Consider the following 25,833-nt stretch of genomic DNA (forward strand, 5'->3'; position numbering starts at 1 on the left):
ATCCTTCCGGCTCAAGGTGGTCTAAACCATTGATGCGATAGAGGATGCCGGATACCCCCATCGGCAGGGAACTTTCTTTCGGGGGGTAATTCCATGGTATGCCCCGTTTATTGACAGCGAATCGACAGGTTCGCGATAAAAAGGCCCCTTTCCTGGAATGGTTCCAGGAAAGGGGCCTCGCGTTTTCCGTTCAGCGGCGGCGGCGCAAGGTGTCGAGGGCGTAGGTGCCCGGGCCGATCGCGGCGATCAGCAGGAAGATCCAGCAGTAGAGGGTCGACAGCTCGCCCATGTTCTGCAGCGGCAGCAAGCCTTCCGGCGCGTGCACGGTGAAGTAGGCGTAGGCCATGACACCGGAGAGGAGCACCGCGACCGGCCGGGTGAACAGGCCGACCAGCACGAAGGCGGCGCCGACGAGTTCGATCACGCTGCCGTACCAGCCGGGCCAGGAACCGAGCTCGACCGAGCCGCCCGCACCGTCGACGCCACCGAAGAATCCGAATCCCTGCAAACCGTGGCAGAGGAAGAGGAACGAGACGACGATCCGGACGGCGGACTGGATCGCGCCCTGTGCCTTGGCGGCACGCGGGGTGGTGGTGGCGGCGGTGGTCTTGGCGGGGGTGATGGTCTGCGTCATGGTTCCGGTCCTTCCGGGAGTGTCTGTCGGGCGGCTTCTGACAACGCGTCGGACAGGCTCGGCGTGAATCGACATCCGCGCGGAAACTTTTTTCGCGGGCCGGTCACATCACCCGGTCGGAGCAAGGCCAGACTGGACGGCATGGCGGGTAAGACGAGTGCCGGGATCCTGCTCTTCCGCAGGTCGGGCGAGGTGACCGAGGTGCTGCTCGGGCATATGGGCGGGCCGTTCTGGGCGAAGAAGGACGCGGGCGGCTGGTCGGTGCCCAAGGGCGAGTACGAGCCGGACGAGGCACCGGAGGTCGCGGCGCGGCGCGAGTTCCAGGAGGAACTGGGGTTGCCGGCGCCCGAGGGGGAGTACCTCCCGCTCGGCGTCGTGAAGCAGTCCGGCGGCAAGGTCGTGACGGTCTGGGCGGTGGAGGGCGACCTCGACCCGGCTCAAGTGGTGCCGGGCACCTTCGAGATGGAGTGGCCGCCGCGGTCGGGCCGGACGCAGGAGTTCCCGGAGGTCGACAGGGTCGCCTGGTTCGCGCTGGCCGAAGCGGAGGAGAAGCTGCTCAAAGGCCAGCGCCCGTTCCTCGTCCGGCTGGGTGAACTGCTCAACGGTTGAGTAACTCGCCGAGTGGTTTGTCGGCCAGCGAACCCAGTACGAGGTCGGCGTGGTCGAAGTTCAGTACCGCGGTGATCTCGTTCGGCACGGCGACGCATTCGAGCCCGGCGGCCTTCGCCGCGGTGACGCCGTGCGGTGAGTCCTCGAACGCGATCGCCTCGGCCGCGGGCAGGTCCAGCGCGGCGAGCGCGGCAAGGTAGAGGTCCGGGCTCGGCTTCGCCTCGTGGAGGTCACCGGTGAGGACGGCCTCGAACGCGTCCGCGAGGCCCAGGCGGTTCAGGTGCGTGGTGACCCAGTCGCCGGTCGAACTGGACGCGATGGCCAGCCGCAGCCCGTGCTCCTTCGCGTCCGCGAGGTACTTCACGACGCCGGGACGTGGCCCCGCCGACTCCAGCAGCTCGGTGACCCTGGCGCGGACGCCGGTGCGGACCGCGACCCTGTCCAGGTTCTCGTCGTTCTTCTCCAGTAGTTCGAACATCGCGACGGCGGTGTTCTGCGTGCCGATCACGGTGTGCCAGACGTCGAGGGGGAGCTCGCCGCCGCGAGCGCGGAAGGTCTCCTGCCAGGCCGCGAGGACGGCCGCCTCGGTGTCGACCAGCGTCCCGTCGAAGTCGAAGATCAATGCGCCGGTCATGGGACGAGTCTACGTCTTGACTCACTGAGTGGTACGGATTACCGTACGCATTCGTTAGGAAACTTACCAAACGAACATGTGTACTCGAAGTGAACGCCGCGCACCCGTCCCTCTCAACCCGCCGCCACGGATTCCCGGGGAGATCGATGTGAAGGCCCGAACCCGACTACTGCCACTAGGCGCGGCCGTCATCCTGTTGCCGACGCTGCTCAGCGGTAACGCACAAGCCGCTGATGTCCTTTTGTCCCAAGGTAAACCCGTCCTCGTCTCCTCGGTGGAGAACTCCTCTTACGGCGGTCCGCTCGCCGTCGACGGCAAGAGCACCACCCGCTGGGCGAGCGCGGAAGGCGTGGACCCGCAGTTCATCCGCGTCGACCTCGGCGGCCCTTCGGCCATCAACCGGGTCAAGCTGAACTGGGAAGCGGCGTACGCCACCGCGTACCGGCTGGAAGTCTCCAACGACGGCTCGGCGTGGACCTCGATCAAGTCCGTCACCAACGGCAACGGCGGGACCGACGACCTCACCGGGTTGGCCGCCCGCGGCCGGTACCTGCGCCTCGTCGGCACCAAACGCGCCACCAGTTACGGCTACTCCCTTTGGGAGATGCAGGTTTACGGGACGTCGGACTCCTCCGGCGACACGCAGGCGCCCACCGCGCCGGCGAACCTCAAGGCCGGTTCGGTCACCGCGTCCACTGTGGACCTGACGTGGACCGGCTCGACGGACAACGTCGGCGTCAGCGGCTACGAGGTGCTGCGGAACGGCCAGGTCGTCGGCACTACGGAAAGCGCTTCCTATACCGACAGCGGGCTGAGCGCGTCGACCGCGTACACGTACACCGTCCGCGCGAAGGACGCCGCCGGCAACACCTCGGCGGCCAGCAACCAGATCCAGGCGACCACACAGGCGGGCGGTTCGTCGTTCGTCCTCGCCGCCTCCGGCGACATCGCCGAACAGTGCACCGCTTCGTCGTCTTCGTGCATCCACCCGAAGACGGCCGCGCTGGTCGGCCAGATGAACCCGGCCGCGGTCATCACCATGGGCGACAACCAGTACGACGACGCCCACATCGAGGACTTCACGAAGTACTTCGACAAGACCTGGGGCAAGTACAAGAACATCATGCACCCGGTCCCCGGCAACCACGAGACCTACGACCACACTCCGCTGGGCGCCTACAAGCAGTACTTCGGCAAGATCGCGACGCCGAACGGGAAGACCTACTACAGCTGGGAAATGGGCAACTGGCACTTCGTCGCCATCGACAGCACGGAGTTCTCGCCCGGCCTCGCCGCGAACGCGATCAGCGACGAGCAGCTGAACTGGATCAAGCAGGACCTGAAGAACAACACGAAGCCCTGCGTCGCCGCGTACTACCACCACCCGCGCTACACCTCGGGTGACCACGGCGACAACAGCAAGATGGCCACCCTCTGGGAGACCCTGGTCCAGAACAAGGTCGACCTGGTGCTCAACGGGCACGACCACCACTACGAACGGTTCTACCCGCAGAACGCCGACGGCGACAAGGACCCCGCGGGTCCGGTGCAGATCATCGGCGGAGGTGGCGGGGCGAGCCTGTACCCGGTCAAGACGGAGCACCCGGCCACGGCGAAGGCGATCTCGACCTACGGGGTGCTCAAGCTGAACATGTCGGACAACGCCTTCTCGACCCAGCTGATCGGTCTCGACGGCAAGACCATCGACTCCTCTCCCACCTACACCTGCCACTGATCCCCGTGAGGAGGTGCCGCGTCGCGGCCCGGCACCTCCTCACGGCGCTGGAGGTCTCCCATGTACATAGCCACCAGTAGAGGAGCGGACGCCGCGGCGGATGTCCCGAAGAGCGGTGTGAAACGGGCCGTCACCGGGAACGTCGTCGCGCTCGGCCTGGTCAGCCTGGTCACCGACATCTCGTCGGAGATGGTGACCGCGGTACTCCCGCTCTACCTCGTCCTCGGCCTCGGCCTGAGTCCGCTGCAGTTCGGTGTGCTCGACGGCCTCTACTCCGGTGTCACCGCCGTCGTCCGGCTCGTCGGCGGCCACCTCGCGGACCGCTGGCAGAAACTCAAGGCGGTCGCCTGCTTCGGTTACGGGCTCTCGGCACTGGGCAAGATCGGCCTGATGCTGGCGGGTTCGTCCACCGTCGCGATCGGTGCCGTGCTCGCGGCAGACCGCACCGGCAAAGGCGTCCGGACCGCGCCGCGGGACGCGCTGATCACCTTGAGCAGCGACCCGGAACACCTCGGCCGCGCGTTCGGTGTGCACCGCGCGATGGACACCTTCGGCGCGTTCCTCGGACCGCTGGTCGCGATGGCGGTGCTCTGGCTCAGCCTCGGCAGCTACGACTCTGTGTTCTTCACGAGCTTCTGCATCGCCGCGATCGGCGTGATCATCCTGGTGGTGCTGGTCAAGGACCATCAGCCGAAGCCGCGAGCCGAGCGGCCCAAGGTCTCCTTGCGCGAGACCGCCGGCCTGATCCGGCAGGCGTCGTTCCGCCGGATCTGCGTCTGGGCGGCGCTGCTGGGCCTGGTCACCCTCAGCGACTCGTTCCTCTACCTCGTGCTGCAGCGCCGCTGGGAACTCGGCGCGGTCTTCTTTCCCTTGCTGCCATTGGGAACCGCCGGTGTGTACCTGCTGCTCGCCGTTCCGCTCGGCAGGCTTTCGGACCGGATCGGCCGCTGGAAGGTGTTCCTCGGCGGGCACGTCGCGCTGGTCGTCGCGCTGCTGGCGCTGCTCGGGCCGGTGGACGGCGGCATCCTCGCGGTGCTGGCGCTCGTGCTGCACGGTGTCTTCTACGCGGCCACCGACGGTGTCCTGATGGCCGCCGCCGGGCCGCTGCTGCCCGAGCACCAGCGGGCGAGCGGGCTGGCGCTGGTGCAGACCGGGCAGGCGACCACGCGGATGCTCGCGTCCGTCCTTTTCGGACTCGCCTGGACCACGTGGGATCTGCACGCCGCGGTCCTGGTCGCCGCGGGCGCGCTGGCCGTGGTGGTCGTCGTCGCCGCCGTGCTCCGTCCTTTGCGGACATACGCATGAGGACGCGGATCCTGGGAGTGGTGGCGGCCGTCGTCGTCTTGATCGCGGCGGCCGTCGGCTACGGTGTCGTCTCCCGGGACCGCGGCCCGGACGTCAACGCCGTCGCCGTCGTGTCCGGGCAACCCGTTTCGGTGCAGGCGAAGGGACAGCTACTGTTCCGCAACACCGCCGAAGGCCCCGACTTCGGCCATCTCGCGACCGTCCCGGTCGACCGGCCCGGCGAGCCGAGGAAGGTGTCCGGCCTCAGCTGCGACCGGTTCGCCGCCTCGGCGGGGACCGCGCTGTGCCTGGCCGCGCAACCCGGCGTGCTGCCGCCGATGACCGACGTCATCGTGCTGGACAAGGACCTCAAGGAGATCCGCCGGATCGAACTGCCCGGCACCCCCAGCCGCGGCCGGGTCTCGCCGGACGGGAAGCTCGCCTACTGGACGCTGTTCGTCAACGGGGATTCCTATGCGGAGACAGGGTTTTCGACCAGGGCGGGGATCTTCGACCTGACGACCGGGAAACTGATGAAGAGCATCGAGGAGATGGGGCTCCTGCTCGACGGCAAGCCGTACTACTCGTCCGACGTGAACTACTGGGGGATCACCTTCACCCCCGACGGCAAGCGCTTCTACGCGACTGTGGGGACGAAGGGGAAGACGTACCTGGTCGAGGCGGACTACGAGAAGCTCGTCGCGAGGATGATCCGGGAGAACGTCGAATGCCCGTCGCTCTCACCGGACGGGAAGCGGATCGCCTTCAAGAAGAAGGTTTCCGCCGACCTCGCGGCGCCGTGGCGGCTCGCCGTCCTCGACCTGGCCTCCGGGAAGGAGACCATGCTGGCCGAGACGCGCAGCGTGGACGACCAGGCGACCTGGCTCGACGACCGGACCGTGGCGTACGGCGTGGACTCGGCGATCTGGACGGTTCCGGCGGACGGGAGCGGGGCGGCCCGGGTGGTGGTCGAGCAGGGCAGTTCGCCGGCGGGCGTGTAGTGGGCTCGTGAGTGGTAAGGACGGTTCTATTGAGGGGAAGGGCGAACGTGGCGTGATCGACTCCTTGTCACGCGGGCCGTCTTCGCCGGCTTCGTGATGAGATCGGCCGACTCCGGCGTGAAGTGTCCATCTGGGACGCTTCACGCCGATTGTGCGCCCGATTGATGTCATGATGTCCGCTTCTTGCCGGGGTCGTGAGTGGCAAAGACGGTTAGAGCGATCATTGCCACTCACGACCCCCACGCAAAGCGCCCAAATCGGGCACGCGGGGTGTTTTTTTGTCCCTTGTGGACAGTGGGGGCGCGATCAGCCCGGCAGGCCGGGCCTCCAGCACGCAGCACGCCACATTTGCCTTACCCCTCAATAACCGTCCTTACCACTCACGAGGCCCATGGCTTCCGCCTGCTCGCGGAACACGTCGTAAGCGGGCTTCCCGAACAGTGCGAACCGCACCAGCTCCACGGAGCACGACCCGGCCGAGAGCGTGTTCACCACGGTCTCGAGGGCGATCTCAGCCGCGGATTCGACCGGCCATCGGTAGATCCCGGTCGAGATCGCGGGGAACGCCACGGTGTGCGCGCCGAGATCGGCGGCCACGTGCAGCGAGTTGCGGTGGCTGGCCGCCAGTAGTGCGGAGCGGTCTTCGGAATCGGACCACACCGGCCCGACGGTGTGCACCACCCAGCGCGCCGGGAGGCGGCCCGCCGTGGTGGCGACCGCCTCTCCGGTCTTCAGTCCCTTGCCGTAGTGCCCCGCGCGCAGCGCCCGGCATTCGGCGAGGATCTCCGGCCCGCCGCGGCGGTGGATCGCGCCGTCCACCCCGCCGCCCCCGAGCAGTGACGAGTTCGCGGCGTTGACCACGACGTCGACCCGCTGCTCGGTGATGTCGCCTTCGACCAGTTCGATCATCGTGATCGCTCCGTCAGTCGGTGAAGTACTCGATCAGGACCGGGGCCACGGCCTTCGGCTTGAGCATATGCGTCTGGCCTTCGATCGTGCGGTGCTCGGCGCCGGGGACCGCCTTGGCCAGCGCGGCGACACCGTTGCGGACCCACGCGGGGCTCTTGCCGCCGTCCATGACCAGCGTCGGCACGGACACGCTCGCCCAGTGGCCTTCGGGCAACGGGGTGCCGTCGTGCAGACCGTCGAACAGGGCGGCGTCGTAGCGCAGGGTCGGCGCGACCTTCTTCAGCTTCGGCCAGGCCGGCATGAACTGCATCATGAAGACGACCGGAGCCGGGACACGGACGCCTTCCCGCATGAAGGTCTTGATCGCGGTGCCGGGTTTGCCGGTGGCGATGGCCTTCTCCAGCCGTTCGGCGTAGTCGGCCGGGACCGGCGGGCGGGTGTCGTCGACGACCAGCGGGAACTCGTAGACCGCAAGTTTCGTGATCGGGAGCCCGGCTTTCGCGGCTTCGAGGGCGAGCGCGGCGCCGGACGAGATCCCGTAGACGTAGGCGGTCCCGCCCGCTTCCTTGATCAGCGCGGCGATGTCCTCGACTTCGCGGGCGACGGAGAACGGCGCGGTGTCGCCGCTTTCGCCGCGGCCGCGGCGGTCGTAGGTGTAGACGGTGAAGTGCGCGGCCAGTTCGGCGGCCAGCGGCGTGGCCGGGCCGAACTCCCGGTGGCACATCGCGCCGTCGACCAGGATGACGGCGGGGCCGGAGCCGATGCGGGTGTAGGCGATGGTGGTGCCGTCTTGCGAGGTCACGGTGCTCATGGCGGTAAGTCTCCTGGATGTGTTCAGCGGTTGGTGCGGAGGATGACGGCGGTGACCCAGCCCCAGGCCAGCATCACGGTGGCCCAGAAGGCGAGCATCACGACGGCGTTCGCGTTGCCGGAGCTCGTCGTGGCGAAGGCGGCGAAGAACGCGATGCCGGTGGAGCGGGAGTAGACGGCCCAGCCGCGGCTGCCCTCACGGGAGAAGCGGCTCGCGAACACGAAGGTCGCGACGATCAGCGACAGGAAACCGATCGAGCCGGCGGCCATGTGCAGGACGCCCGCGGTGCTGAGGGTGGCGGGGCCGGTGCCGACCGGGAAGCCGTTGCCGGGGTCGGCCTTGAAGACCGCGGCGAACAGCAGGCTGACGCCGAAGACGCCCAGCAGCCGTGGCCCCCACGTGCTGCCTCTGCCCGATTCGAGCGTCCGGCTCAGCCCGATCGCTCCCGCGATCATCAGGACCCCGGTGACCAGGAAGTTCGTCACCTGGATCCAGCCGGCGTCGCCGTTGCTCAGCATGCTCGCCGGGTGCTTCGCCGGGTCGAAGCCGTCGCGTACGGCGGCCTGGGTGAGCGAGGTCAGGAAGTACAGCGGACCCGAGACGGCGCCGCAGGCAAGCAGGGCGCGAGTGGGGAGCGCGACGTGGGTTCGGGTGGCGGTGATGGTCATCGTTTCGGCCTTTCGGGGCGGTTGATGCGTTGGCACAACTCTCGCTCCGAAAGCCTCAGTTGTCAAGACAAAAAAATTTGTCGGCGGTGGGTGGTGCGACGCCGGAGGTGTCGCGACCCGGTGACTACTTGCCGTTTCGCAAGGTCAGGAGAGTGATCTCGCTCGGCGCGAAGACGCGCAGCGGCGGTCCCCAGAAGCCGGTGCCGCGGCTCGTGTAGAGCTGCGTGCGCTCGCCGTGGCGCGAAAGCCCGGCCAGTACCGGCTGGTCGAGCCGGACCAGGAGATGGAACGGCCAGATCTGGCCGCCGTGGGTGTGCCCGGAGATCTGGAGATCGATACGGGCTTCGGCGGCCTGCTTGACCTGCTTCGGCTGGTGGGCGAGCAGGACGACCGGAGTGCTCGCGGGGACGCCGTCGAGCGCGGCGGGCAGGTCGGGGCCGTGGCCGGGCAGGCCGGAGGCGGCGCCGGTCGGGTCGTCGATACCGGCGAAGACGAGCGTGTCCCCGCCGCGGCCGACGGGCACGTGCCGGTTGTGCAGCGTCTCCCAGCCGAGGTCGCGCATGTGGTCGAGCCAGGCCTGCGCCTCGCCGAAGTACTCGTGGTTGCCGGTGATGTAGAACTTGCCGAGCTTCGCCCGCACCTTCCCGAGCGGCGCGACCTGCTCCTGCCGCTTGGCGACGGTACCGTCGGCGAGGTCGCCCGCGTGGGCCACGACGTCCGCGTCGAGCTCGTTCACCACTTCGACGACCTTCTCCGACCACGTCGTCCGGTTCAGCGGACCGAAGTGGGTGTCGGTGATGATCGCGAAGCGGAGACCGTCGAGCCCGGCGCCGAGGCGGGGGAGCACGACGTCGAGTTCTTTGAGCCTCGGCACGCGCCGGGCCTCGAACATCCCGTACGCCGCCAGCGCCGCGAAGGCGACCAGGACGACGCCGGACACGATTCCCGCCGCACTGTCCACTCCGGACACGGCGAGGACGAGCCGCAGCACGTTTCCGAGTACCGACAAGGAGAACAGCAGCCAGATCAACCCGAGCGAGAGATCACCGATCTTCGCCGCGAGATCACGCTGCCACGGGCCGTGGCCGAGGACCATGCACGCGGGGACGGCGACCGCGGCGGTGGCGAACACGACCGTGCCGAGGACTTCGAACGCGGCCGGGAGTGCGGGGGAGCCGATGATCGTCCACCACGGCACTCCGAACAGGAGGGCGAGAACGGCGATCAGCGCGGCGACGCGGACAAGGATGCGGGGCATGATGTCGGCCAGACTAACAGACCATTGGTCTCTACCGTCGTCTTCGCTGAGGGCGTCTCAGGTACGTAGATGGGCGTACGCGTGGTGTCGCTTCACGGCCGACGCTTTTCGTCTCGCCGCGGAAGAGACTCTTCGGCATGAAGAGACGGACGATCGAACGCGTCGCCTACGCGACCGGGGCGCTCCTGTTCCTCAGCGGTCTCGTGCACGCGGTCGTGCTGGTCGCGTCCGGCGGTTCCTGGACCGGGCCGCTGTCGATGCGGAAGGCGGTCACGTTCGGCCTGTCGTTCGGGCTGACGCTGATCACCGTCGCCTGGGCGACGTCTTACGTCGCGGTGCGGCCGCGCGTGCGGAACATGCTGCTCGGCGTCTTCACGGTGGCGAGCGTCGTCGAGACGGTGCTCGTGAGCATGCAGGCCTGGCGCGGGGTGCCGTCGCATTTCAACTTCGAGACCGGCCTCGACAACGCTGTGTCGACGACACTCGCCGCGGGCGGCGGCGTCATCATCCTGACGGCGGTCTCGTTCACGGCCGCGGCGCTGCGCGGCGAAGGGGAGACCACGGCGAGTATGCGGCTCGCGGTGCGGTTCGGCCTCGTCGCGCTGCTGGTGGCGCTGGGCGCGGGCGCGGCCATGATCGCGAGCGGCGTCGTGGCGGCGCGGGGCGGGAACCCGCAGGCCGCGTACACCACCGCCGGTGCGCTGAAGCCGCTGCACGCGGTGGCGATGCACGCGATCCTCATCGTGCCGGGGCTCGCGTGGCTGCTGCGGTTCGCGGACTGGGCGGAACGGCGGCGCGTGCGGCTCGTGTGGGTGGCGATCGGTGCTTACTCGGTGCTGACCGCGGTGGTGGGGCTGGAGTCGGTGACCGGGGTTTCGCCGGTGGCGGCTTCGCCGGTCGAGATGGTGACTTCGGGGGTCGCTTTGGGGGTGCTGGGGCTTATCGGTGCGGTGGGTGCTCGTGAAGCGGTTCGGCGCCGGTCCCGCGTGCAATGAAAGGTCCTTTCCTTGCAAAATTCGCTAGGAAAGGACCTTTCCTAGCGCGCTAGCGGCCGACGTAGGTGCGAAGGTGCCGCGCCGTGAGCGTGTCACCGGAGGCGACCAGATCGCCCGGAGTCCCCGTGAACACCACCTGACCCCCGTCCGAACCCGCGCCCGGCCCGAGATCCACGATCCAGTCCGCGTGCGCCATCACCGCCTGGTGATGCTCGATCACCACCACCGTGTTCCCGTCGTCGACGAGCCGGTCCAGCAGGCCCAGCAGCTGGTCGACGTCGGCGAGGTGCAGGCCGGTGGTCGGTTCGTCGAGGACGTACGTCGCCGACTTCTCCGCCATCCGGATGGCGAGCTTGATCCGCTGCCGTTCCCCGCCGGACAGGGTCGTGAGCGGCTGCCCGAGCCCGAGGTAGCCGAGGCCGACGTCGGAAAGCCGGTCCAGGATCGTCCGTGCCTGCCCCGAGGGGAAGAACTCGCGCGCCTCGGCGACGGGCATCGCGAGGACCTCGCTGATGTCCTTGCCCCGCAGCTTGTACGTCAGCACCTCGGCGGTGAACCGCTTGCCCTCGCAGTCCTCGCAGACCGTCGCCACGCCGGCCATCATCGCCAGGTCCGTGTAGATCAGGCCGATGCCCTTGCACTTCGGGCAGGCGCCTTCGGAGTTCGCGCTGAACAGGGCCGCCTTGACGCCATTGGCCTTGGCGAACGCGGTGCGGATCGGGTCGAGCAGGCCGGTGTAGGTCGCCGGGTTGCTTCGCCGCGAGCCGCGGATGGCCGACTGGTCGAGCACCACCACGTCGTCCCTTGTGGACAGTGAGCCGTGGATGAGCGAGCTCTTGCCCGAACCGGCGACGCCGGTGACCACCGTCAGCACCCCGAGCGGGATATCCACGTCGACACCGCGCAGGTTGTGCCGGGTCGCGTTCCGGATCTCGATCTGCCCGCGTGCCACGCGGACGTCGGTGCGCAACCGCGCCCGGTGGTCGAGGTGCCGCCCGGTCAGCGTGCCGGACGCGCGCAGTCCGGCGACGTCACCGGTGTAACAGATCTGCCCGCCGTTCGGCCCGGCGCCGGGGCCGAGGTCGACGACGTGGTCGGCGATCTCGATCGTCTCCGGTTTGTGCTCGACCACGAGTACCGTGTTCCCCTTGTCCTTCAAGAGCAGGAGGAGACCGTTCATCCGCTGGATGTCGTGCGGGTGCAGCCCGACGGTCGGTTCGTCGAAGACATACGTGACGTCGGTGAGGCTGGAACCCAGGTGCCGCACCATCTTCACGCGCTGCGCCTCGCCGCCGGACAGCGTCCCCGATTCACGGTCGAGGCTCAGGTAACCGAGGCCGATCTCGACGAGCGAGTCGAGGGTGCCGCGCAGGGTCTGCATCAGCGGCCCGACCGACGGATCGTCGATCTTGCGGAGGAAGTCCGCCAGGTCGTTGATCTGCATAGACGAGCAGTCGGCGATGTTCAGCCCCTCGATCTTCGAGGACAGCGCCGCCTGGTTGAGCCGCGCGCCTTCGCACGCCGGGCACCGCCGGAAGGTGATCGCCCGGTCCACGAAGGCCCGGATGTGCGGCTGTGTCGCTTCCTTGTCCTTCGACAGGAACAGCCGCTGCACCTTCACGAGCAGGCCTTCGTAGGTGGTGTTCATCCCGCCGAGCTTCATCTTGGTGGCGGGCTTGTGCATGAAGTCTTCCCACTGCTGCGGGGTGTAGTCCTTCAGCTTGACCGCGGGATCGACGAAACCGGACTCCGCCAGCCCCTTCCAGTACCAGCTGCCGGGCGTGAAGTTCGGGACGGTGATCGCCCCTTCGTCGAGCGAAAGCTCCTTGTCGACCAGCTGGTCGATATCGATGCTGGAGACCTTGCCCAGCCCCTCGCATTCGGGGCACATCCCCTCGGGAAGGTTGAAGCTGAACGCTCCCGACGTCCCCACGTGCGGCGTTCCCAGCCTGCTGAAGACGATCCGCAGCATCGTGTGCGCGTCGGTCGCGGTGCCGACCGTGGACCGGGAGTTGGCGCCCATCCGCTCCTGGTCGACGACGATCGCGGCGCTCAGGTTCCGCAGCGCGTCCACGTCCGGCCGTCCGACCGGGGCCATGAAGGACTGGATGAACGCGGTGTAGGTCTCGTTGATCAGCCGCTGCGACTCCGCGGCGATGGTGCCGAACACCAAGGACGACTTCCCCGAACCCGAGACACCGGTGAAGACGGTGAGGCGGCGTTTGGGGATGTCGACCGAGACGTCGGCGAGGTTGTTCTCTCTGGCTCCGCGCACCTGGATCATGTCGTGGCTGTCGGCGGCCGAAGGCATGGCTCTCCCCTGGTTGGAACTCTTTAGCCTGTAAAGTGAGGGTAGCAGAGGTTAGTTTATGCTGTAAGGAGTTGGCAAGTGGTCGTCTACGCGGCGCAGGGAGACCCCCGGCGGTCGATGGCACTGCTGTGGCGGACCGAGTCGCGGGACGCCGAGCGACCCGGCCCCAAACCGGGGCTTTCGGTGGATCTGATCGTCGAAACCGCCATCGCCATCGCGGACGCCGAAGGTATGGCGGGCCTTTCGATGCGGGCGGTCGGGGACCGGCTCGGCCGCACGGCCATGGCGCTCTACACCTATGTCCCGAGCAAGAGCGAACTCGTCGATCTCATGTACGACAAGGCGCTCGCCGAGCTTTCGACTGCTTACGACGGAGATGGCTGGCGGGCCGACGCCGCACGCTGGGCCGAGGACCTTTGGGACTTCTACCTGCGGCACCCCTGGGTCCTGCAGGTCTCGCAGGCGCGGCCGGTGCTCGGGCCGAACGAGTACGTCGTCCTGGAGGCGCTGGTGAAGATCCTGCGCCGGACCGGATTGCGGCCGACGGCGTTGCGGCGGCTGGTCGGCGCGCTGTACTCGTGCGTGCGCGAGCCTGCCAGGACGGCCTCGGAGGCGCGGCTGGCCGAAAAGGTGACCGGGCAGTCCGACGACGAGTGGTGGTACGCGCGCTCCGCGCATCTGAAAGAGGTCTCGCCGGACTTCGCCGAACGTTTCCCGACGTTGACCTGGATGGAGAGTGAGCACGCGTTCCGGATGGAGGACGAGACGGTGTCCTATCTGGAGCAGGAGGCGAGGGAGGCCTTCGAGTTCTCGCTGGCGGTCATCCTGGACGGAATCGAAGTCGCGACGAAAGCGGAGTAGCCTTCTCCGCATGCCCTCCGATTTCGCCTTGAAGACCATGAACGCCGTCCACCGCGTCATCCAGAAGGTCAGCGGCGGCCGCGCCGGCTGGCAGGTCGCCGGGATGACCGTCCTGGAGCTGACCACCATCGGCCGCAAATCCGGCCAGCCGCGCACCGTGCTGCTGACTTCGCCGCTGCGCGAGGGTGACGCGTACGTCATCGTCGCCTCGCGCGGCGGTGACGACCAGCACCCGGCGTGGTTCCTCAACCTCCGAGACAACCCCGACGTCCAGGTGACCCTGAAGGGCGAGAGCGCGAAGCCGATGGTCGCGAGCGTGGCCGACGCCGAGCAGCGCGCCCTCCTGTGGCCCAAGATCACCGCGGACTTCAAGAACTACGCGCAGTACCAGACCAAGACCGAACGCGAGATCCCCGTGGTGCTGTTGTCGCCCAAGGCGTAGGTGCGTGTTTGGTCCGGTTGGTCGTGAGTGGCGATTCGGGTTCTAACCCGAATCGCCACTCACGACCAACCGGCCCCATCCCCCGCACGGGCCGGGTCCATCGGCCCTACCGGCGAGTCGGTAAGCCGGGGACCGTGGATCTCGACGAACCACACGACGAGAACGCGGGGATGCCGATGTCCGACTCCTTGGGTCTCGCGACGCTCGGCCGCGAGCAGTGCCTGGCACTGCTCGCGGGTGCCGGGCTCGGCCGGGTGGTGTTCACTTCGCGGGCCATGCCTGCGATCCAGCCCGCGCGGTTCGCGCTCCACCACGGCGCGATCGTGGTCCGGACGCCGTCGCAGAGCGCGTTGTTCGCCGGGGTACTCGACAGTGTGGTGGCGTTCGCCGTCGACGAGTTCGGAAAGGACCTGGGGACGGGCTGGTTCGTCACCGTCGTCGGCCGCGCCTCCGAGGTGCGTGATCCAATCGTGATCGCCGAACTCGAGACCCTGCCGCTGAGCTGCTGGACTGGTCAGGCGGATTTCCGGTACCTTCGCATCCCGATCGAATCGGTGACCGGTCGAAGGATCCTCGGCGCTTGCAGTAACGAAGCGCTGTCTGTGATCGACGCACCAGATGAGCTATCCGGGCGCGTCTGTCATTCCTGACCCCACTGCCCGGGGAGTTACTCCGGGACGGTGACGTCAGTGCGGCGGATGAGTGCGGCGAGCGACGCCAAGGCGCCCAGGATTCTGGACGCGGTGGCCGGGATCGCCCACGATCTCAGCCTCTCCGACGTCCTGCGGCGGATGGTCGAATCCGCCTGCGAGCTGACCGGTGCGCCGTACGGGGCGCTGAGCGTGCTCGATTCCGACGAGTTCATCCGCTTCGGCGACGCATGGGAGCTGCCGCCGTCCGAGGACGAGTCCCGCGTGATGCCGATCCGCATGCGCGGGCGCATCTTCGGGATGCTGTACCTCGCCCGCAAACCGGACGGCGAGGAGTTCACCGAAGCCGAAGAGGATCTGCTCGTCGCGCTCACCGCGGCGGCCGGTGTGGTGATCGAGAACGCCGCGCTGTTCGAGCAGGTGCAGCGGCGCGAACGCTGGCTCGAAGCCTCGTATCACGTCACCGGCGCGCTCCTGACCGACCAGGATCTGACCGCGACCCTGCGCCTGATCGCCGAGCGCGCCCGCGTCGTCGCCGGTGCCACCGCGGGCGCGGTGGCCCGTCCCCGCGGCGACGGGCAGCTGATCTTCGAGGTCGTCGAGCCGCCGGGCCCGGACGCGGACCGGCTCGCCGGGATGGTCGTGCCGACCGAGGGCACCGCGACCGGGATGGCGTTCACCACCGGTAAACCCGTCGTGGTCCGGGACTACGGCGAGAAGGTCGTCGAGTACCAGAGCGGGCGCGGTGCCGTCATGCCCGCGGCGATCAAGGACCTCGACTCCACGGTCGTCGTCCCGCTGATCGCCGGCGAGGAGAAACTCGGTGTCCTGCTGGTGGCGAAGTTCCGCGACAGGACCCCTTTCTCCGCCTACGACGTCCAGCTCGCGGAGACCTTCGCGGCGCACGCCGCGCTCGCGGTCGAATTCGCCCGCGCGCAGCAGGACAGGCAGCGGCTCGCCGTCTTCGAGGACCGCGATCGGATCGCCCGCGACCTGCACGACCTGGTGATCCAGCGGCTGTTCGCGATCGGGCTCGGTCTGGAGGGACTCAGCAGGCTCGCGGTCGAACCCGCCGTCGCCGGTCGCGTGACCGGGTTCGCGCACGAGATCGACCGCACGATCCGGGAGATCCGCAACAGCATCTTTTCGCTGCAGGAACCGGCGGAAGCACAGGGCAGCCTCCGGTCGGAGCTGCTGCGCGTCGCGCTGGACGCGGGCTGCGCGTCGGAACCCCGGGTCGGGTTCGACGGGCCGCTCGACTCGAGCGTGCCGGACACCGTCCGCTCGGACCTCATCGCGACCCTGCGCGAGGCACTGTCCAATGTGGTCAGACACGCCGCGGCGACGACGGTTTCGGTCGACGTCTCGGTCGACCGCGACGGGCGACGGCTGAAGCTTTCGGTGGTGGACGACGGCGTCGGCATGCCCGCCGAACCAGGTCATCGCAGCGGGGTGGCGAACCTCGCCGAACGCGCGGCACGCTGGAACGGGTCGTTCAGCGTCGAAGCGAGGCCGGAGGGCGGGACGAGGCTCGACTGGTCGGTGGAGCTGCCGGCCCGACAGGGGAGCGTGGGATGACGATTTCGGTGTTCCTGCTGGACGATCACGAACTCGTCCGCACCGGGCTGAAGACCGTCTTCGAGGCCGAAGACGATCTCACCGTGGTCGGCGAGGCGTCCACGGCCGCCGAGGCCTACGTGCGGATCCCCGCGGTCAAACCCCAGGTCGCGGTGCTCGACGTCCGGCTGCCGGACGGTGAAGGGGTCAGCGTCTGCCGGGAGATCCGGGCGTCCGTCGATCCGCCGCCCGCCTGCCTGATGCTGACCTCTTATTCGGACGACGACGCGTTGTTCGGCGCGATCATGGCGGGTGCGGCCGGGTACATGCTCAAGCAGGTCTCCGGCGACGCGCTCGTCAAGGCGGTCCGCACGGTCGCCGCGGGCGGATCGCTCCTGGACAGCACGCTGACGGCGTCGGTGATGAACCGGCTGCGCGGGGAGAGCGACCTCCAGGACCCGCGATACGAACAGCTGAGCCCGCAGGAGCGGCGGGTGCTCGACCACATCGCCGACGGGCTGACGAACCGCCAGATCGCGGAAAAGCTGTACCTGGCGGAGAAGACGGTCAAGAACTACGTGTCGTCCCTGCTGCACAAGCTCGGTTTCGAACGCCGGACCGCCGCCGCCGTCTACGCCACGCAACGCCGCAGGTCCACCTCCTAGAAGAAGGTGAACCCGCCGGCGAAATCGGGATCCTCGCGCAGCACCCGGCGCAGTTCGTGGAGGGCCCGGTGCTGGGTGACGCGGACCGCGCCCGCGCTCGCCATGCCCAGCGCGACGGCGGTCTCTTCGGCGCTGTACCCGTGGACCACGCGCAGCACCAGCACGGCGCGTTGCTTCGCCGAAAGGATTTCGACCAGCCGCGACAACCGGCGGCCGCGGTCCGCCTTCTCGACCTCTTCGAACGTCGGATTCCACGGCCCGTCCTGTTCGGGCTCCGGATCGGGCACCGGCGCGGACGGGTCGCGGGCGAGGTTCCGGCGGACGTCGGCGACCTTGTGCGAGGCGATCCCGAAGACGTACGGCAGGAAGCTGACGTCCTGGTAGCTGTAGCGCGGCAAGGCGACGAGGACGGCCATCAGGACCTCCTGCGTGCAGTCGTCGGCGCTGGAGACGCCGCGTGTCGTCATGCCCAGCCTGCCCACGCAGTATCGGAACACGATCGGCCGGAGAAGCGCCAGCAGGCTCCCGACGGCCCGCCGGTCACCCTTGATCGCCGCACGGATCAGTTCACCGTCCGGCTCTCCCGGGCGGGGCTGATATGTCGGGCGTACGGCTTCGGACACGGTCATCACGCCGGATCGGCCGTTCTCGGCACGCCCCTGTGCGTTTCCATCGTCCCCACCTCCCGAAAGCCCCCAGGCCTGTCTGGCCCTCTTGACGTTACGGAGCGCGTCCGCGCGTCACACCGGTACAGCAGCCCGGAGTAGTCGGGTCTTTAGGCCCTGGTGTCCCCGGGGTATGGACTTTCGCCAGATTGGTCTAGACAATTAGCCCAGCGCGGCGGCAGGCCGCCCTTTCACGGAGGAATCGCGATGAGGCGTTCCAGATCCTTGGCTTTCCTGGCCGTTTTGGTGCTCACCTTCACCGGCCTGATAACGGGCGGCGGCACCGCGAACGCGGCCAACCTGCTCCTCAATCCCGGTTTCGAGGCGGGTTCGACGTCCGGCTGGTCCTGCGCGGCGGGCGCGGCCGTGAGCACACCGGTCCGTTCGGGTGGTCATGCCGTCGCGGTGACGCCCGGCTCGACGATCGGCAAGTGCGCACAGACGGTATCCGTCCAGCCGAACACGACCTACGCGGTTTCGGCCTGGGTGAACGGGAACCCGGTGTATCTCGGGGTCACTGGCGGGCCGTCGACGTGGACCGCGGCGACCTCTTACACGCAGCTGTCGCTTTCGTTCACGACGGCGGCCACACAGACGACGGCGGAGGTGTACGTCCACGGCTGGTACGGGTCAGGCACCTTCTACGCGGACGACATCAGCCTCGACGGACCCGGCGGTGGCAGCCCTGGAGCACCGCCGACGCCGGGAAGTCCGGCCGTGGGCACGGTGACGAACTCGTCGATCGCGCTCTCGTGGGGCGCCTCGGCGGGGACGGTGACCGGCTATCGCGTGTACGAGGGCGGGAACGTGGTCGCGACGGTGACCGGCACTTCGGCGACGATCTCGGGACTGACGGCCTGTTCGTCGCACAACTACTCGGTGGCCGCGTACAACAGCGCGGGCGAATCGCCGAAGACCACGGAGGCGGGCGCCACGACCTCCGGTTGCGTCGATACCGGCCTGCCGAAGCACGCGCTGATCGGCTACTTGCACGCGAGTTTCGCCAACGGTTCCGGCTACACGCGGATGGCCGACGTCCCGGCGGCGTGGGACATCGTCAACCTGGCCTTCGGCGAGCCGACCTCGGTGACCTCCGGCGACATCCGCTTCACCCGGTGCCCGGTCGCGGAATGCCCGGCCGTGGAAAGCGACGCGGACTTCATCGCCGCGATCCGCGCGAAGCAGGCGCAGGGCAAGAAGGTCCTGATCTCCATCGGAGGCCAGAACGGACAGGTGCAGCTGACCACGACCGCGGCACGCGACGCGTTCGTCAGTTCGGTGTCCGCGATCATCGACCGGTACGGGCTGAACGGGCTCGACATCGACTTCGAGGGCCACTCGCTGTACCTCAACTCCGGCGACAACGACTTCCGCAACCCGACCACGCCGGTGATCGTCAACCTCATCTCGGCGCTGAAGACGTTGAAAGCGAAGTACGGCGCGGGATTCGTGCTGACGATGGCGCCGGAGACGTTCTTCGTGCAGACCGGATACCAGTACTACGGCGGCCTCGGCGGCGCCGACAACCGGACGGGCTCGTACCTGCCGGTGATCCACGCGCTGCGGGACGCGCTGACCGTGCTGCACGTCCAGGACTACAACTCCGGGCCGGTGATGGGGCTGGACAACCAGTACCACTTCATGGGCGGCGCGGATTTCCACATCGCGATGACCGACATGATCAAGGCGGGCTTCACGGTGTCCTCGACCGGCTTCCGGTTCCCGGGGCTGCGTGAGGACCAGATCGCGTTCGGCCTGCCGGCCGCGGTGAGCGCGGGCAACGGGCACACCGCGCCGGCGGCGGTGCATGCGGCGCTGAACTGCCTGGTGAAGAACTCCGGATGCGGGTCGTATTCCTTGCGCGGCGGCGCTTCGCCCGCGTTGCGGGGGCTGATGACGTGGTCGATCAACTGGGATCGGTACTACGGGTGGGAGTTCCAGAACGCCCACGAGCCGTTCCTGAACGCCCTGCCCTGACCGCTCCGCGCATGGGGTGCGTTCTGACTTTCCGTGAAGGCCTCCTTCCCTACCCTCAAAGTAGGGAAGGAGGCCTTCACGGACCGGCTCGCGGCCTCCCGCATTCAGAGGACTAATTGCGGGAGAAAGGAGCGGGCCCGCACCGTGCAGCATCGGTGCGGGCCCGCGGTTCGAAGGGACGTCAGAAGGCCGCGGTGATCCGCGTGAAGTCCCAATCGTTCTGCGCGATGCCACTGCAGTTCTCGGCGACCCCGCCGTTCGGGCAGCCCCGGTCACGGTTGGCCGACCAGAACGCGAGCCTGGCGATCTTGTTGGTCTTGGACCACTCGGTGATCCGAGTCCAGGTGTCGAGACTCGTCAGCTCCCGCTGGTCCGAAAGACCGTTCATCCCGCTGATGCCCAGGTGGCTGTACGCCGTGGCGTCGTTCCACCCGAAGGTCGACTTCAGCTTGTCCCGCAGGCCGTTCGCGGCCCGGATGGTGTTCCCGTACATGTCCGCGCCACCACCGAAATCGAACGGCATGATCGTGTAGACGTCGATCCCGGCGTTCAGCGCCTTCGACTGGTCGATGAGCCGGTTGCCCCAGGAGTTCGGGCCGCTGGTCGTCGTGCCGAAGGTGAGGATGGTCTGGATGCCGGGGTTGTTCGCCTTCACGATCTTCAGCGCGTTCAGCACGCGGTCCTGCACGACCGCGTTCTCGAACTCGTCGGTGTTCTCGATGTCGATGTCGATCGCCTTGAGAGCGTAGGCGTCGATCACCTTCTGATAGGCCCCGGCGAGCGCTTCCGGCGTCGAGCAGTTCGGGCCGAGTTTGTTGCCGCTCCACCCGCCGAAGGACGGCACGATCTGCCCGCCCGCGGCCTTGATCTGCGCGATCGCGTTCGCGTCGACGCCGCCCTGCAGCGGACGGCTGCCGTCCCAAGCGGGATTGCACCCACCGGACGACAGGATGAACGCCATCGTGAACCACTTGATCCCGGTCGCGTTCATGACCGTCTGCGGGTTCGGCGGGCTGCCCCAGCCCATGTACAGGTACGGCGCGCCACGGCCGCCGGGCAGCGGCGGGTTGCTCGTGGTCGTCGTCGGAGAGGTCGTGGTCGTGGTGGGTGTGGTCGGCGTCGTGGTCGGGCCGCCCCCGCCCGGATCGCAGGACCCACCGTTGATCTTGCAGTTCGCCGGGGCGACGTAGCCCCCGGAGTACTTGACGTTGAACCCGAAACTGGTGCTGCCGCCATGGGAAAGGTTGCCGTTCCAGGTGTTCTTCACCGTCACGTGCTGCCCGGAGACCGAGTAGCTGCCATCCCACAGCGAAGCGATCGAGTGCCCCGCGGGGAGGTCGAATTCGACCGTCCAGGAGGGAAGGCTCGATCCGGAGTTGTTGGTGATCGTGTACTTGCCTTCCCAGCCGGAGCCCCAATCGGAGCCCTTGCTGAAGGCGGCGCCGACGCCGCCGGCCGCGGAGGCCGGCGCGATCACGAGGACCGCGCCGGCCGTTGCGGCAGCGGCGGCCAGGCCCACGGCCTGGATCCAAGTCCGCTCAGCCACTGTCAACCTCTCAGTTCAGGCCGTTGCGCATGGCCGTGACGAGCTCACCGTTGGAGGTGTCACCACTGAGTTCCCAGAAGAACGCGCCGCCGAGACCCTGGTTCTTGGTCCAGCCCATCTTTCCGTTGATGGTCGCGGGAGTGTCGTAGCTCCACCAGTTGTTGCCGCACTTCGCGTACGCGGTGCCCGCGATGGTGCCGGTCGACGGGCAGCTGTTCTTGAGGATCTTGTAGTCCTCGATGCCCGCCTCGTAGGTGCCCGGTGCCGCGCCGGTCGCGGTGCCGCCCGGGGCGTCCTGGGTGACGCCGGTCCAGCCTCGGCCGTAGAAACCGATACCCAGCAACAGTTTGCTCGCCGGTACACCCTTGGCCTTGAGCTTCTGGATGGCGTCGTCGGAGGTGAAGCCCTGCTGCGGGATGCCGGGGTACGAGGTCAGCGGCGAGTGCGGGGCCGTCGGTCCCTGCGCCGCCCACGCGCCGAAGAAGTCGTACGTCATGACGTTGTACCAGTCGAAGTACGCCGAAGCGGGGCCGTAGTCGGCGGCGTCGATCTTGCCGCCGCTGCTGGCGTCCGCGGTGATCGCGGCGGTGACCAGGAACGAGGAGCCGAACTTGGTGCGCAGCGCCTGTGCCACGTTCTTGATCGCGGCGGGGCCACTGGTGTCACAGGTGAGACCGCAGGCGTTCGGGTACTCCCAGTCGATGTCGATACCGTCGAAGACGTCGGCCCAGCGCGGGTCCTTGATGAGCTTGTAGCAGGATTCCGCGAACGCGGCCGGGTTCTTCGACGCCTGGCCGAAGCCGCCGGACCAGGTCCAGCCGCCGAACGACCACAGCACCTTCAGGCCCGGGTACATCTTCTTCAGCTTGCGCAGCTGGTTGAAGTTGCCGCGCAGCGAGCCCGCGTCCCACGAGTCCGCGACACCGTCCACACTGGACCCCGCGTCGTAGAACTTGTCGTAGTCGGCGTAGGTGTCGTCGTTCGCGGTGCAGGAACCGTTGGTGACGTTGCCGAACGCGTAGTTGATATGCGTCAGCTTCGCCGCGGAACCGGAAGTGTGAATGTTCTTCACGTGATAGTTGCGGCCGTAGACGCCCCACTGCACGAAGTAGCCGAGGTTCTTCTTCGCGCCCGGGTTCGGGTTCGAAGTCGTGGTGGTCGGCGGGTTGCTGGTGCTGGTCGACGTCGGGGGATTGGACGTCGTGGTGGTCGGCGTGGTCGGCGTCGTGGTCGGGTTACCGCCGCCCGGGTCGCACGAGCCGCCGTTGATCTTGCAGTTGGCGGGCGCGGTGTAAGCGCCGGAGTACTTGACGTTGAAGCCGAAGCTGGTGGAACCGCCGTGGGAAAGGTTGCCGTTCCAGGTGTTCTTGACGGTCACGTGCTGGCCGGAGACGGTGTAGCTGCCGTCCCACAGCGAAGCGATTGAGTGGCCCGCCGCGAGATCGAACTCGAGGGTCCAGTTGGTCAGGCTCGATCCCGAGTTGTTGGTGATCGTGTACTTGCCTTCCCAGCCGGAGCCCCAATCCGACCCCTTGGTCAGGGTGGCTCCGACGCCACCGGCCGCGTTCGCCGGCACGGTCACCAGACCGACCGCCAGCGCCGCCACGGCCGTGAACAGGCCGACCAGATGCCATCTTTTTCTCGACATTTCACTCCTTACAACCCGGTGCAGGGAAATGATCTTGGAGATGATTTCGTCAAAGGGAAATCAGCGACATCGCGTTGCCGCGGCCGGAGCCGGGCAGGCGGGGATGCGTCTTCATCGACCACCTCCACGGGAGAACGCTTTGTTGCGGGAGACGGTACGTGGTCTGGACCAATATGGGAAGCATCACTACGTAGAGTGGTGATTTTCCTGCGAACGGCCTAATACGTTCGACAGCGTTAACCGTTCACTGGTTCGGTGCCGCCTACCGGCGAAAATCGTCCATTTCGCCGAGCCGGGCGATATTCGCCGATTCGTCGGGGTCGGGCAGGACACCGGAAAGGAACACGTCGGTGATTTCGACGGCCACGTCGGGGGCCAGCCGTTTGAGGCTCAGCGCCAGCACGTTGGCGTCATTCCATTTGCGCGCGCCCGCGGCGATCCAGGTGTCCCAGGCCAGCGCCGCGCGGACCCCGGGGACCTTGTTGGCCGCGATGGCCGTACCCGTCCCGGTCCAGCACATCACCACGCCGAAGTCGGCCTCGCCTTCCGCGACCGCCCTGCCGACCGCCGCGCCGAGTTCCGGCCAGACGTCCGACGTCGCGGGGCGGAGCACCTCGTGGCCGGCCTCGGCGAGATAGGCCTGGACGGCGTCCGTGGTGGCGTTCCGGTCGTCGGCGGCGAAGGCGATCCTCATGTCCGGATCGTAACGCCGCGTCGACGGGTGACGAACCGGAAGTCATGGGAGGATCGCGGCGTGGACTCGTCTGCGGAGGAGCACCAGGTCCAGCGTGACCAGGAGATCGCACGGACACGGATTCTCGACACCGCCGCCCGCCTGATCGGCGAGGCAGGTTTCGCCCGGCTGAAGATCGGCATGATCTGCGCCAGGACCGGCTATCCCAGCGGCGTCGTCTACCAGTTGTTCGGTTCGAAGGAGACGCTGGTGCAGCGGCTCGTCGAGTTCGCCGCGGAGAAGTTCGCCGACGTCTTCAGCGCCGCCGTCGCCACCCGGACCGGCGGGCTGACCCCGAGCCCGATGGACATGCTGCGCGCCCTGCTGGACGTCTTCTTCGAGCTGCTCACCGACATGCCGCCGCTGAACCGGGCGTTCGTGGTGCTCTGGACGGACGCGACCGTCGGCGATCCGGCGGTGCGGTCGGCGATGACCGAGGCCGATCGCCGGTACCGTTTCGCCATCGCGCAGACCGTCGCCGCCGGGATCGCGGACGGCTCCATCACGGGCGTCCGCGACCCGGACGCGTACGCGGCGGCGCTGGTCGGGCAGCTGCGGGGGATCGCCGTGGCCTCGATCATCGATCCCGGCGGCATCGACCTGCGTGCCGTCCGCGCGGAGATGGAGTACGCCGTGGACCGGCTCGCCTAAACCTTGGTCAGCGCGGCCGCACCGAAGGAGACGCTGAACCGCTCGCACCAGATGGTCACACTCGAATAGCGCGCCAGATCGATGCCCGCGGGCAGTGTGTAGTTCTGACTTCCCTTGTTGCCCTTGAGTTTCCCGGCGCTCACGTACGCGCCGTCGTCGAACACGAACCAGCCGTCCTTGCCGGGGATGACCGGCGCGTCGGTGAGCCAGACCCGCAGATCCGGCCCGTTGCTCGTGTCGAGGTTCTCCAGGCGCAGCACCAGCGATCCGTCGGCCGTGCGCAGGATCCGGACCTTGCCGCTGGTCGCGTGCTCGTGGCTGATCAGTTCGCCGGTGGCCACGACCGAGGGCTCTTTCGGGGCGGACGTGGCACTTTCCGAGGGTTGAGCCGTCGGCTGAGCCGAGGACTGGGCGACGACGGGCAAGGCCTCCTGGACCGTTTCGTTCACCCAGAGCTTCCACGGCTGGAACCAGTAGAGGCCCGCGGCCACCGCCACCATCAGTCCGGCCGCCACGACGGCGAGCACCCGCTTGCGTTTCATGGGGGACATTCAACCGCGCGAACCGTCCGGATCGCCCGGTTCGCCTGGTTACCGACTTCTTACGGCGCCGATCGGGCGGGGTCACGGCTGGGTTTCGGTACCTTGACCCCGTTCACGCCGCTTGACACGATTGCCGAGCTGAAAAGGGCATATCGGACGGAGGCCCCTCGATGGGTTCGGCGATGTTTTCCATCCTCCTGCCGGTAGCGCTGGCACTCGTCATGTTCGGGCTGGGGCTGACCCTGACCGTCGGCGACTTCACGCGCGTGCTGAAGTACCCGAAGGCAGCCGTCATCGCGCTGGTGTGCCAGATGATCGTGCTGCCCGTGATCTGCGTCGGCCTCATCGTGGTGTTCGGCCTCGAAGGCGTGCTCGCGGTCGGCATGATGCTGCTCGTCGCCTCGCCCGGCGGGACCTCGGCGAACCTGTTCAGCCACCTCGCCGGCGGCGACGTCGCCCTCAACGTCACGCTCACGGCGATCAACTCGGTACTGGCCGTGTTCACCCTGCCGCTGGTGGTCGGCCTGTCGATGGCCGAATTCCTCGACGGCGGCGCCTCGGTCGGGCTCCAGCCCGCGAAGTTCGTGCAGGTGTTCGCGATCGTGCTGATCCCGGTCGTGATCGGGATGGCGGTGCGGCACCGGTTCACCGACTGGGCCGAGCGGATGCGCAAACCGGTCAAGATCGGCTCCGCCGTGGTGCTCGTCCTGGTGATCGCGGCGGCGATCGCGCAGGAATTCCGGACGCTGGTGGACAACATCTGGACGCTCGGTCCGGTGGCGCTGGCGCTTTCCGTGCTCAGCCTCGTGATCGGGTACTACGTGCCGCGGCTGTTCCGGGTGGACCGCGGGCAGTCGATCGCGTCCGCCATGGAGATCGGTGTCCACAACGCCACGCTCGCGATCGCGGTGGCGATTTCCGTGCTCGGTGACAAGGCGATGGCCGTACCCGCCGGGATCTACGGCGTGCTCATGTTCCTTCCCGCCGGGATCGCGGCGTTCCTGTTGTCCCGCAGCAGGGAGGGCGCGCCGGTCTGAGCTAATTTGG

General features: G+C 67.9%; 25 protein-coding genes. 13 read left to right on the forward strand and 12 right to left on the reverse strand.

The annotated features are described in order from the left end of the window. Positions 1-190 precede the first annotated feature (190 nt). A complete protein-coding gene (locus tag AC0685_RS30535) occupies positions 191-634 on the reverse strand; it encodes a DoxX family protein (RefSeq protein WP_478228651.1) in 444 nt (147 codons plus the stop codon). Positions 635-775: 141 nt separating this feature from the next. Here AC0685_RS30535 and AC0685_RS30540 point away from each other — a divergent pair, with 141 nt between their 5' ends. Further along, on the forward strand, positions 776-1,243 hold the full coding sequence (locus AC0685_RS30540; protein ID WP_478228652.1) for an NUDIX hydrolase: 468 nt from the start codon (positions 776-778) through the stop codon (positions 1,241-1,243). On the opposite strand, the gene AC0685_RS30545 is transcribed toward AC0685_RS30540, so the two are convergent. Next, positions 1,233-1,877, reverse strand: a complete 645-nt coding sequence (locus AC0685_RS30545; RefSeq protein WP_478228653.1) for an HAD family hydrolase — start codon at positions 1,875-1,877, stop codon at positions 1,233-1,235. The genes AC0685_RS30540 and AC0685_RS30545 overlap by 11 nt on opposite strands. Positions 1,878-2,025: 148 nt before the next feature. On the opposite strand from AC0685_RS30545, the gene AC0685_RS30550 reads away from it, so the two are divergent. The 3 genes from AC0685_RS30550 to AC0685_RS30560 are packed head-to-tail and all read left to right on the forward strand — an operon-like array spanning position 2,026 to position 5,897. Continuing rightward, complete coding sequence (locus AC0685_RS30550; protein WP_478228654.1) at positions 2,026-3,612, forward strand: discoidin domain-containing protein; 1,587 nt, start codon at positions 2,026-2,028, stop codon at positions 3,610-3,612. A 60-nt stretch (positions 3,613-3,672) separates the two neighbouring features. Next, positions 3,673-4,917 (forward strand): MFS transporter, encoded by a 1,245-nt coding sequence (locus AC0685_RS30555; protein WP_478228655.1) that lies wholly within the window; start codon positions 3,673-3,675, stop codon positions 4,915-4,917. Continuing rightward, positions 4,914-5,897 (forward strand): TolB family protein, encoded by a 984-nt coding sequence (locus AC0685_RS30560; RefSeq protein ID WP_478228656.1) that lies wholly within the window; start codon positions 4,914-4,916, stop codon positions 5,895-5,897. The genes AC0685_RS30555 and AC0685_RS30560 overlap by 4 nt, the downstream gene beginning before the upstream one ends. A gap of 360 nt (positions 5,898-6,257) precedes the next feature. On the opposite strand, the gene AC0685_RS30565 is transcribed toward AC0685_RS30560, so the two are convergent. The 4 genes from AC0685_RS30565 to AC0685_RS30580 form a co-directional block, all read right to left on the reverse strand. Continuing rightward, positions 6,258-6,806: an O-acetyl-ADP-ribose deacetylase gene (locus AC0685_RS30565; RefSeq protein ID WP_478228657.1), complete on the reverse strand. Its 549-nt coding sequence runs from the start codon at positions 6,804-6,806 to the stop codon at positions 6,258-6,260. 13 nt (positions 6,807-6,819) lie between these two features. Further along, positions 6,820-7,617 (reverse strand): alpha/beta fold hydrolase, encoded by a 798-nt coding sequence (locus AC0685_RS30570; RefSeq protein ID WP_478228658.1) that lies wholly within the window; start codon positions 7,615-7,617, stop codon positions 6,820-6,822. Positions 7,618-7,640: 23 nt separating this feature from the next. After that, entirely contained in the window at positions 7,641-8,285 is a 645-nt protein-coding gene (locus AC0685_RS30575) for a DUF998 domain-containing protein (protein ID WP_478228659.1), read from the reverse strand. Between the two features lie 124 nt (positions 8,286-8,409). Then, positions 8,410-9,543, reverse strand: coding sequence for a metallophosphoesterase (locus tag AC0685_RS30580; protein WP_478228660.1), 1,134 nt, complete (start codon positions 9,541-9,543; stop codon positions 8,410-8,412). Positions 9,544-9,680: 137 nt separating this feature from the next. Between AC0685_RS30580 and AC0685_RS30585 the strand changes: the two genes are divergently transcribed. Further along, positions 9,681-10,538, forward strand: coding sequence for a hypothetical protein (locus AC0685_RS30585; protein ID WP_478228661.1), 858 nt, complete (start codon positions 9,681-9,683; stop codon positions 10,536-10,538). Positions 10,539-10,587: 49 nt separating this feature from the next. Here the strand turns inward: AC0685_RS30585 and AC0685_RS30590 are convergent, their stop codons facing one another. After that, a complete protein-coding gene (locus tag AC0685_RS30590; RefSeq protein ID WP_478228662.1) occupies positions 10,588-12,849 on the reverse strand; it encodes an ATP-binding cassette domain-containing protein in 2,262 nt (753 codons plus the stop codon). A gap of 78 nt (positions 12,850-12,927) precedes the next feature. Here AC0685_RS30590 and AC0685_RS30595 point away from each other — a divergent pair, with 78 nt between their 5' ends. The 5 genes from AC0685_RS30595 (at position 12,928) to AC0685_RS30615 (ending at position 17,024) form a co-directional block, all read left to right on the forward strand. Continuing rightward, complete coding sequence (locus AC0685_RS30595) at positions 12,928-13,710, forward strand: TetR/AcrR family transcriptional regulator C-terminal domain-containing protein (protein WP_478228663.1); 783 nt, start codon at positions 12,928-12,930, stop codon at positions 13,708-13,710. 10 nt (positions 13,711-13,720) lie between these two features. After that, on the forward strand, positions 13,721-14,152 hold the full coding sequence (locus AC0685_RS30600) for a nitroreductase/quinone reductase family protein (RefSeq protein WP_478228664.1): 432 nt from the start codon (positions 13,721-13,723) through the stop codon (positions 14,150-14,152). Between the two features lie 134 nt (positions 14,153-14,286). After that, a complete protein-coding gene (locus tag AC0685_RS30605) occupies positions 14,287-14,802 on the forward strand; it encodes a pyridoxamine 5'-phosphate oxidase family protein (protein ID WP_478228665.1) in 516 nt (171 codons plus the stop codon). Between the two features lie 48 nt (positions 14,803-14,850). Further along, positions 14,851-16,380: a sensor histidine kinase gene (locus AC0685_RS30610; RefSeq protein WP_478228666.1), complete on the forward strand. Its 1,530-nt coding sequence runs from the start codon at positions 14,851-14,853 to the stop codon at positions 16,378-16,380. Beyond that, the gene (locus AC0685_RS30615) at positions 16,377-17,024 is read left to right on the forward strand and encodes a response regulator transcription factor (protein ID WP_340683654.1); all 648 of its coding nucleotides are present in this window, start codon (positions 16,377-16,379) and stop codon (positions 17,022-17,024) included. The genes AC0685_RS30610 and AC0685_RS30615 overlap by 4 nt, the downstream gene beginning before the upstream one ends. Here AC0685_RS30615 and AC0685_RS30620 read toward each other — a convergent pair. Continuing rightward, complete coding sequence (locus AC0685_RS30620; RefSeq protein WP_478228667.1) at positions 17,021-17,653, reverse strand: sigma-70 family RNA polymerase sigma factor; 633 nt, start codon at positions 17,651-17,653, stop codon at positions 17,021-17,023. The two genes, AC0685_RS30615 and AC0685_RS30620, sit on opposite strands and share 4 nt — an antisense overlap. A 243-nt stretch (positions 17,654-17,896) precedes the next feature. Between AC0685_RS30620 and AC0685_RS30625 the strand changes: the two genes are divergently transcribed. After that, positions 17,897-19,666 carry a chitinase gene (locus AC0685_RS30625; RefSeq protein WP_478228668.1) on the forward strand — a complete coding sequence of 590 codons (1,770 nt, stop codon included), beginning with the start codon at positions 17,897-17,899 and terminating at the stop codon, positions 19,664-19,666. Positions 19,667-19,847: 181 nt separating this feature from the next. On the opposite strand, the gene AC0685_RS30630 is transcribed toward AC0685_RS30625, so the two are convergent. From AC0685_RS30630 to AC0685_RS30640, 3 genes are all read right to left on the reverse strand, one after another. Then, a complete protein-coding gene (locus AC0685_RS30630) occupies positions 19,848-21,212 on the reverse strand; it encodes a cellulose binding domain-containing protein (RefSeq protein ID WP_478228669.1) in 1,365 nt (454 codons plus the stop codon). A 10-nt stretch (positions 21,213-21,222) separates the two neighbouring features. Continuing rightward, positions 21,223-22,860, reverse strand: coding sequence for a glycosyl hydrolase family 18 protein (locus AC0685_RS30635; protein WP_478228670.1), 1,638 nt, complete (start codon positions 22,858-22,860; stop codon positions 21,223-21,225). Positions 22,861-23,122: 262 nt separating this feature from the next. Beyond that, positions 23,123-23,554: an RpiB/LacA/LacB family sugar-phosphate isomerase gene (locus AC0685_RS30640; RefSeq protein WP_340683649.1), complete on the reverse strand. Its 432-nt coding sequence runs from the start codon at positions 23,552-23,554 to the stop codon at positions 23,123-23,125. A gap of 60 nt (positions 23,555-23,614) precedes the next feature. On the opposite strand from AC0685_RS30640, the gene AC0685_RS30645 reads away from it, so the two are divergent. Continuing rightward, positions 23,615-24,244 (forward strand): TetR/AcrR family transcriptional regulator, encoded by a 630-nt coding sequence (locus tag AC0685_RS30645; RefSeq protein ID WP_478228671.1) that lies wholly within the window; start codon positions 23,615-23,617, stop codon positions 24,242-24,244. Here AC0685_RS30645 and AC0685_RS30650 read toward each other — a convergent pair. Next, positions 24,241-24,786, reverse strand: a complete 546-nt coding sequence (locus tag AC0685_RS30650) for a DM13 domain-containing protein (protein WP_478228672.1) — start codon at positions 24,784-24,786, stop codon at positions 24,241-24,243. The two genes, AC0685_RS30645 and AC0685_RS30650, sit on opposite strands and share 4 nt — an antisense overlap. A 182-nt stretch (positions 24,787-24,968) precedes the next feature. Here AC0685_RS30650 and AC0685_RS30655 point away from each other — a divergent pair, with 182 nt between their 5' ends. Further along, a complete protein-coding gene (locus AC0685_RS30655; RefSeq protein ID WP_478228673.1) occupies positions 24,969-25,823 on the forward strand; it encodes a bile acid:sodium symporter family protein in 855 nt (284 codons plus the stop codon). The last annotated feature ends 10 nt before the right edge of the window (positions 25,824-25,833 follow it).

The organism is Amycolatopsis sp. NPDC043889 (genome assembly GCF_056435645.1).

Bases quoted from the DNA above. Each gene is read 5' to 3' on its own strand.
- AC0685_RS30635 (WP_478228670.1), bottom strand. From the start codon at position 22,860: ATGTCGAGAAAAAGATGGCATCTGGTCGGCCTGTTCACGGCCGTGGCG.
- AC0685_RS30565 (WP_478228657.1), bottom strand. From the start codon at position 6,806: ATGATCGAACTGGTCGAAGGCGACATCACCGAGCAGCGGGTCGACGTC.
- AC0685_RS30655 (WP_478228673.1), top strand. From the start codon at position 24,969: ATGTTTTCCATCCTCCTGCCGGTAGCGCTGGCACTCGTCATGTTCGGG.
- AC0685_RS30535 (WP_478228651.1), bottom strand. From the start codon at position 634: ATGACGCAGACCATCACCCCCGCCAAGACCACCGCCGCCACCACCACC.
- AC0685_RS30650 (WP_478228672.1), bottom strand. From the start codon at position 24,786: ATGAAACGCAAGCGGGTGCTCGCCGTCGTGGCGGCCGGACTGATGGTG.
- AC0685_RS30575 (WP_478228659.1), bottom strand. From the start codon at position 8,285: ATGACCATCACCGCCACCCGAACCCACGTCGCGCTCCCCACTCGCGCC.
- AC0685_RS30590 (WP_478228662.1), bottom strand. From the start codon at position 12,849: ATGCCTTCGGCCGCCGACAGCCACGACATGATCCAGGTGCGCGGAGCC.
- AC0685_RS30545 (WP_478228653.1), bottom strand. From the start codon at position 1,877: ATGACCGGCGCATTGATCTTCGACTTCGACGGGACGCTGGTCGACACC.
- AC0685_RS30555 (WP_478228655.1), top strand. From the start codon at position 3,673: ATGTACATAGCCACCAGTAGAGGAGCGGACGCCGCGGCGGATGTCCCG.
- AC0685_RS30620 (WP_478228667.1), bottom strand. From the start codon at position 17,653: ATGACCGTGTCCGAAGCCGTACGCCCGACATATCAGCCCCGCCCGGGA.
- AC0685_RS30560 (WP_478228656.1), top strand. From the start codon at position 4,914: ATGAGGACGCGGATCCTGGGAGTGGTGGCGGCCGTCGTCGTCTTGATC.
- AC0685_RS30625 (WP_478228668.1), top strand. From the start codon at position 17,897: ATGAGGCGTTCCAGATCCTTGGCTTTCCTGGCCGTTTTGGTGCTCACC.
- AC0685_RS30600 (WP_478228664.1), top strand. From the start codon at position 13,721: ATGCCCTCCGATTTCGCCTTGAAGACCATGAACGCCGTCCACCGCGTC.
- AC0685_RS30585 (WP_478228661.1), top strand. From the start codon at position 9,681: ATGAAGAGACGGACGATCGAACGCGTCGCCTACGCGACCGGGGCGCTC.
- AC0685_RS30540 (WP_478228652.1), top strand. From the start codon at position 776: ATGGCGGGTAAGACGAGTGCCGGGATCCTGCTCTTCCGCAGGTCGGGC.
- AC0685_RS30610 (WP_478228666.1), top strand. From the start codon at position 14,851: ATGAGTGCGGCGAGCGACGCCAAGGCGCCCAGGATTCTGGACGCGGTG.
- AC0685_RS30640 (WP_340683649.1), bottom strand. From the start codon at position 23,554: ATGAGGATCGCCTTCGCCGCCGACGACCGGAACGCCACCACGGACGCC.
- AC0685_RS30580 (WP_478228660.1), bottom strand. From the start codon at position 9,543: ATGCCCCGCATCCTTGTCCGCGTCGCCGCGCTGATCGCCGTTCTCGCC.
- AC0685_RS30615 (WP_340683654.1), top strand. From the start codon at position 16,377: ATGACGATTTCGGTGTTCCTGCTGGACGATCACGAACTCGTCCGCACC.
- AC0685_RS30570 (WP_478228658.1), bottom strand. From the start codon at position 7,617: ATGAGCACCGTGACCTCGCAAGACGGCACCACCATCGCCTACACCCGC.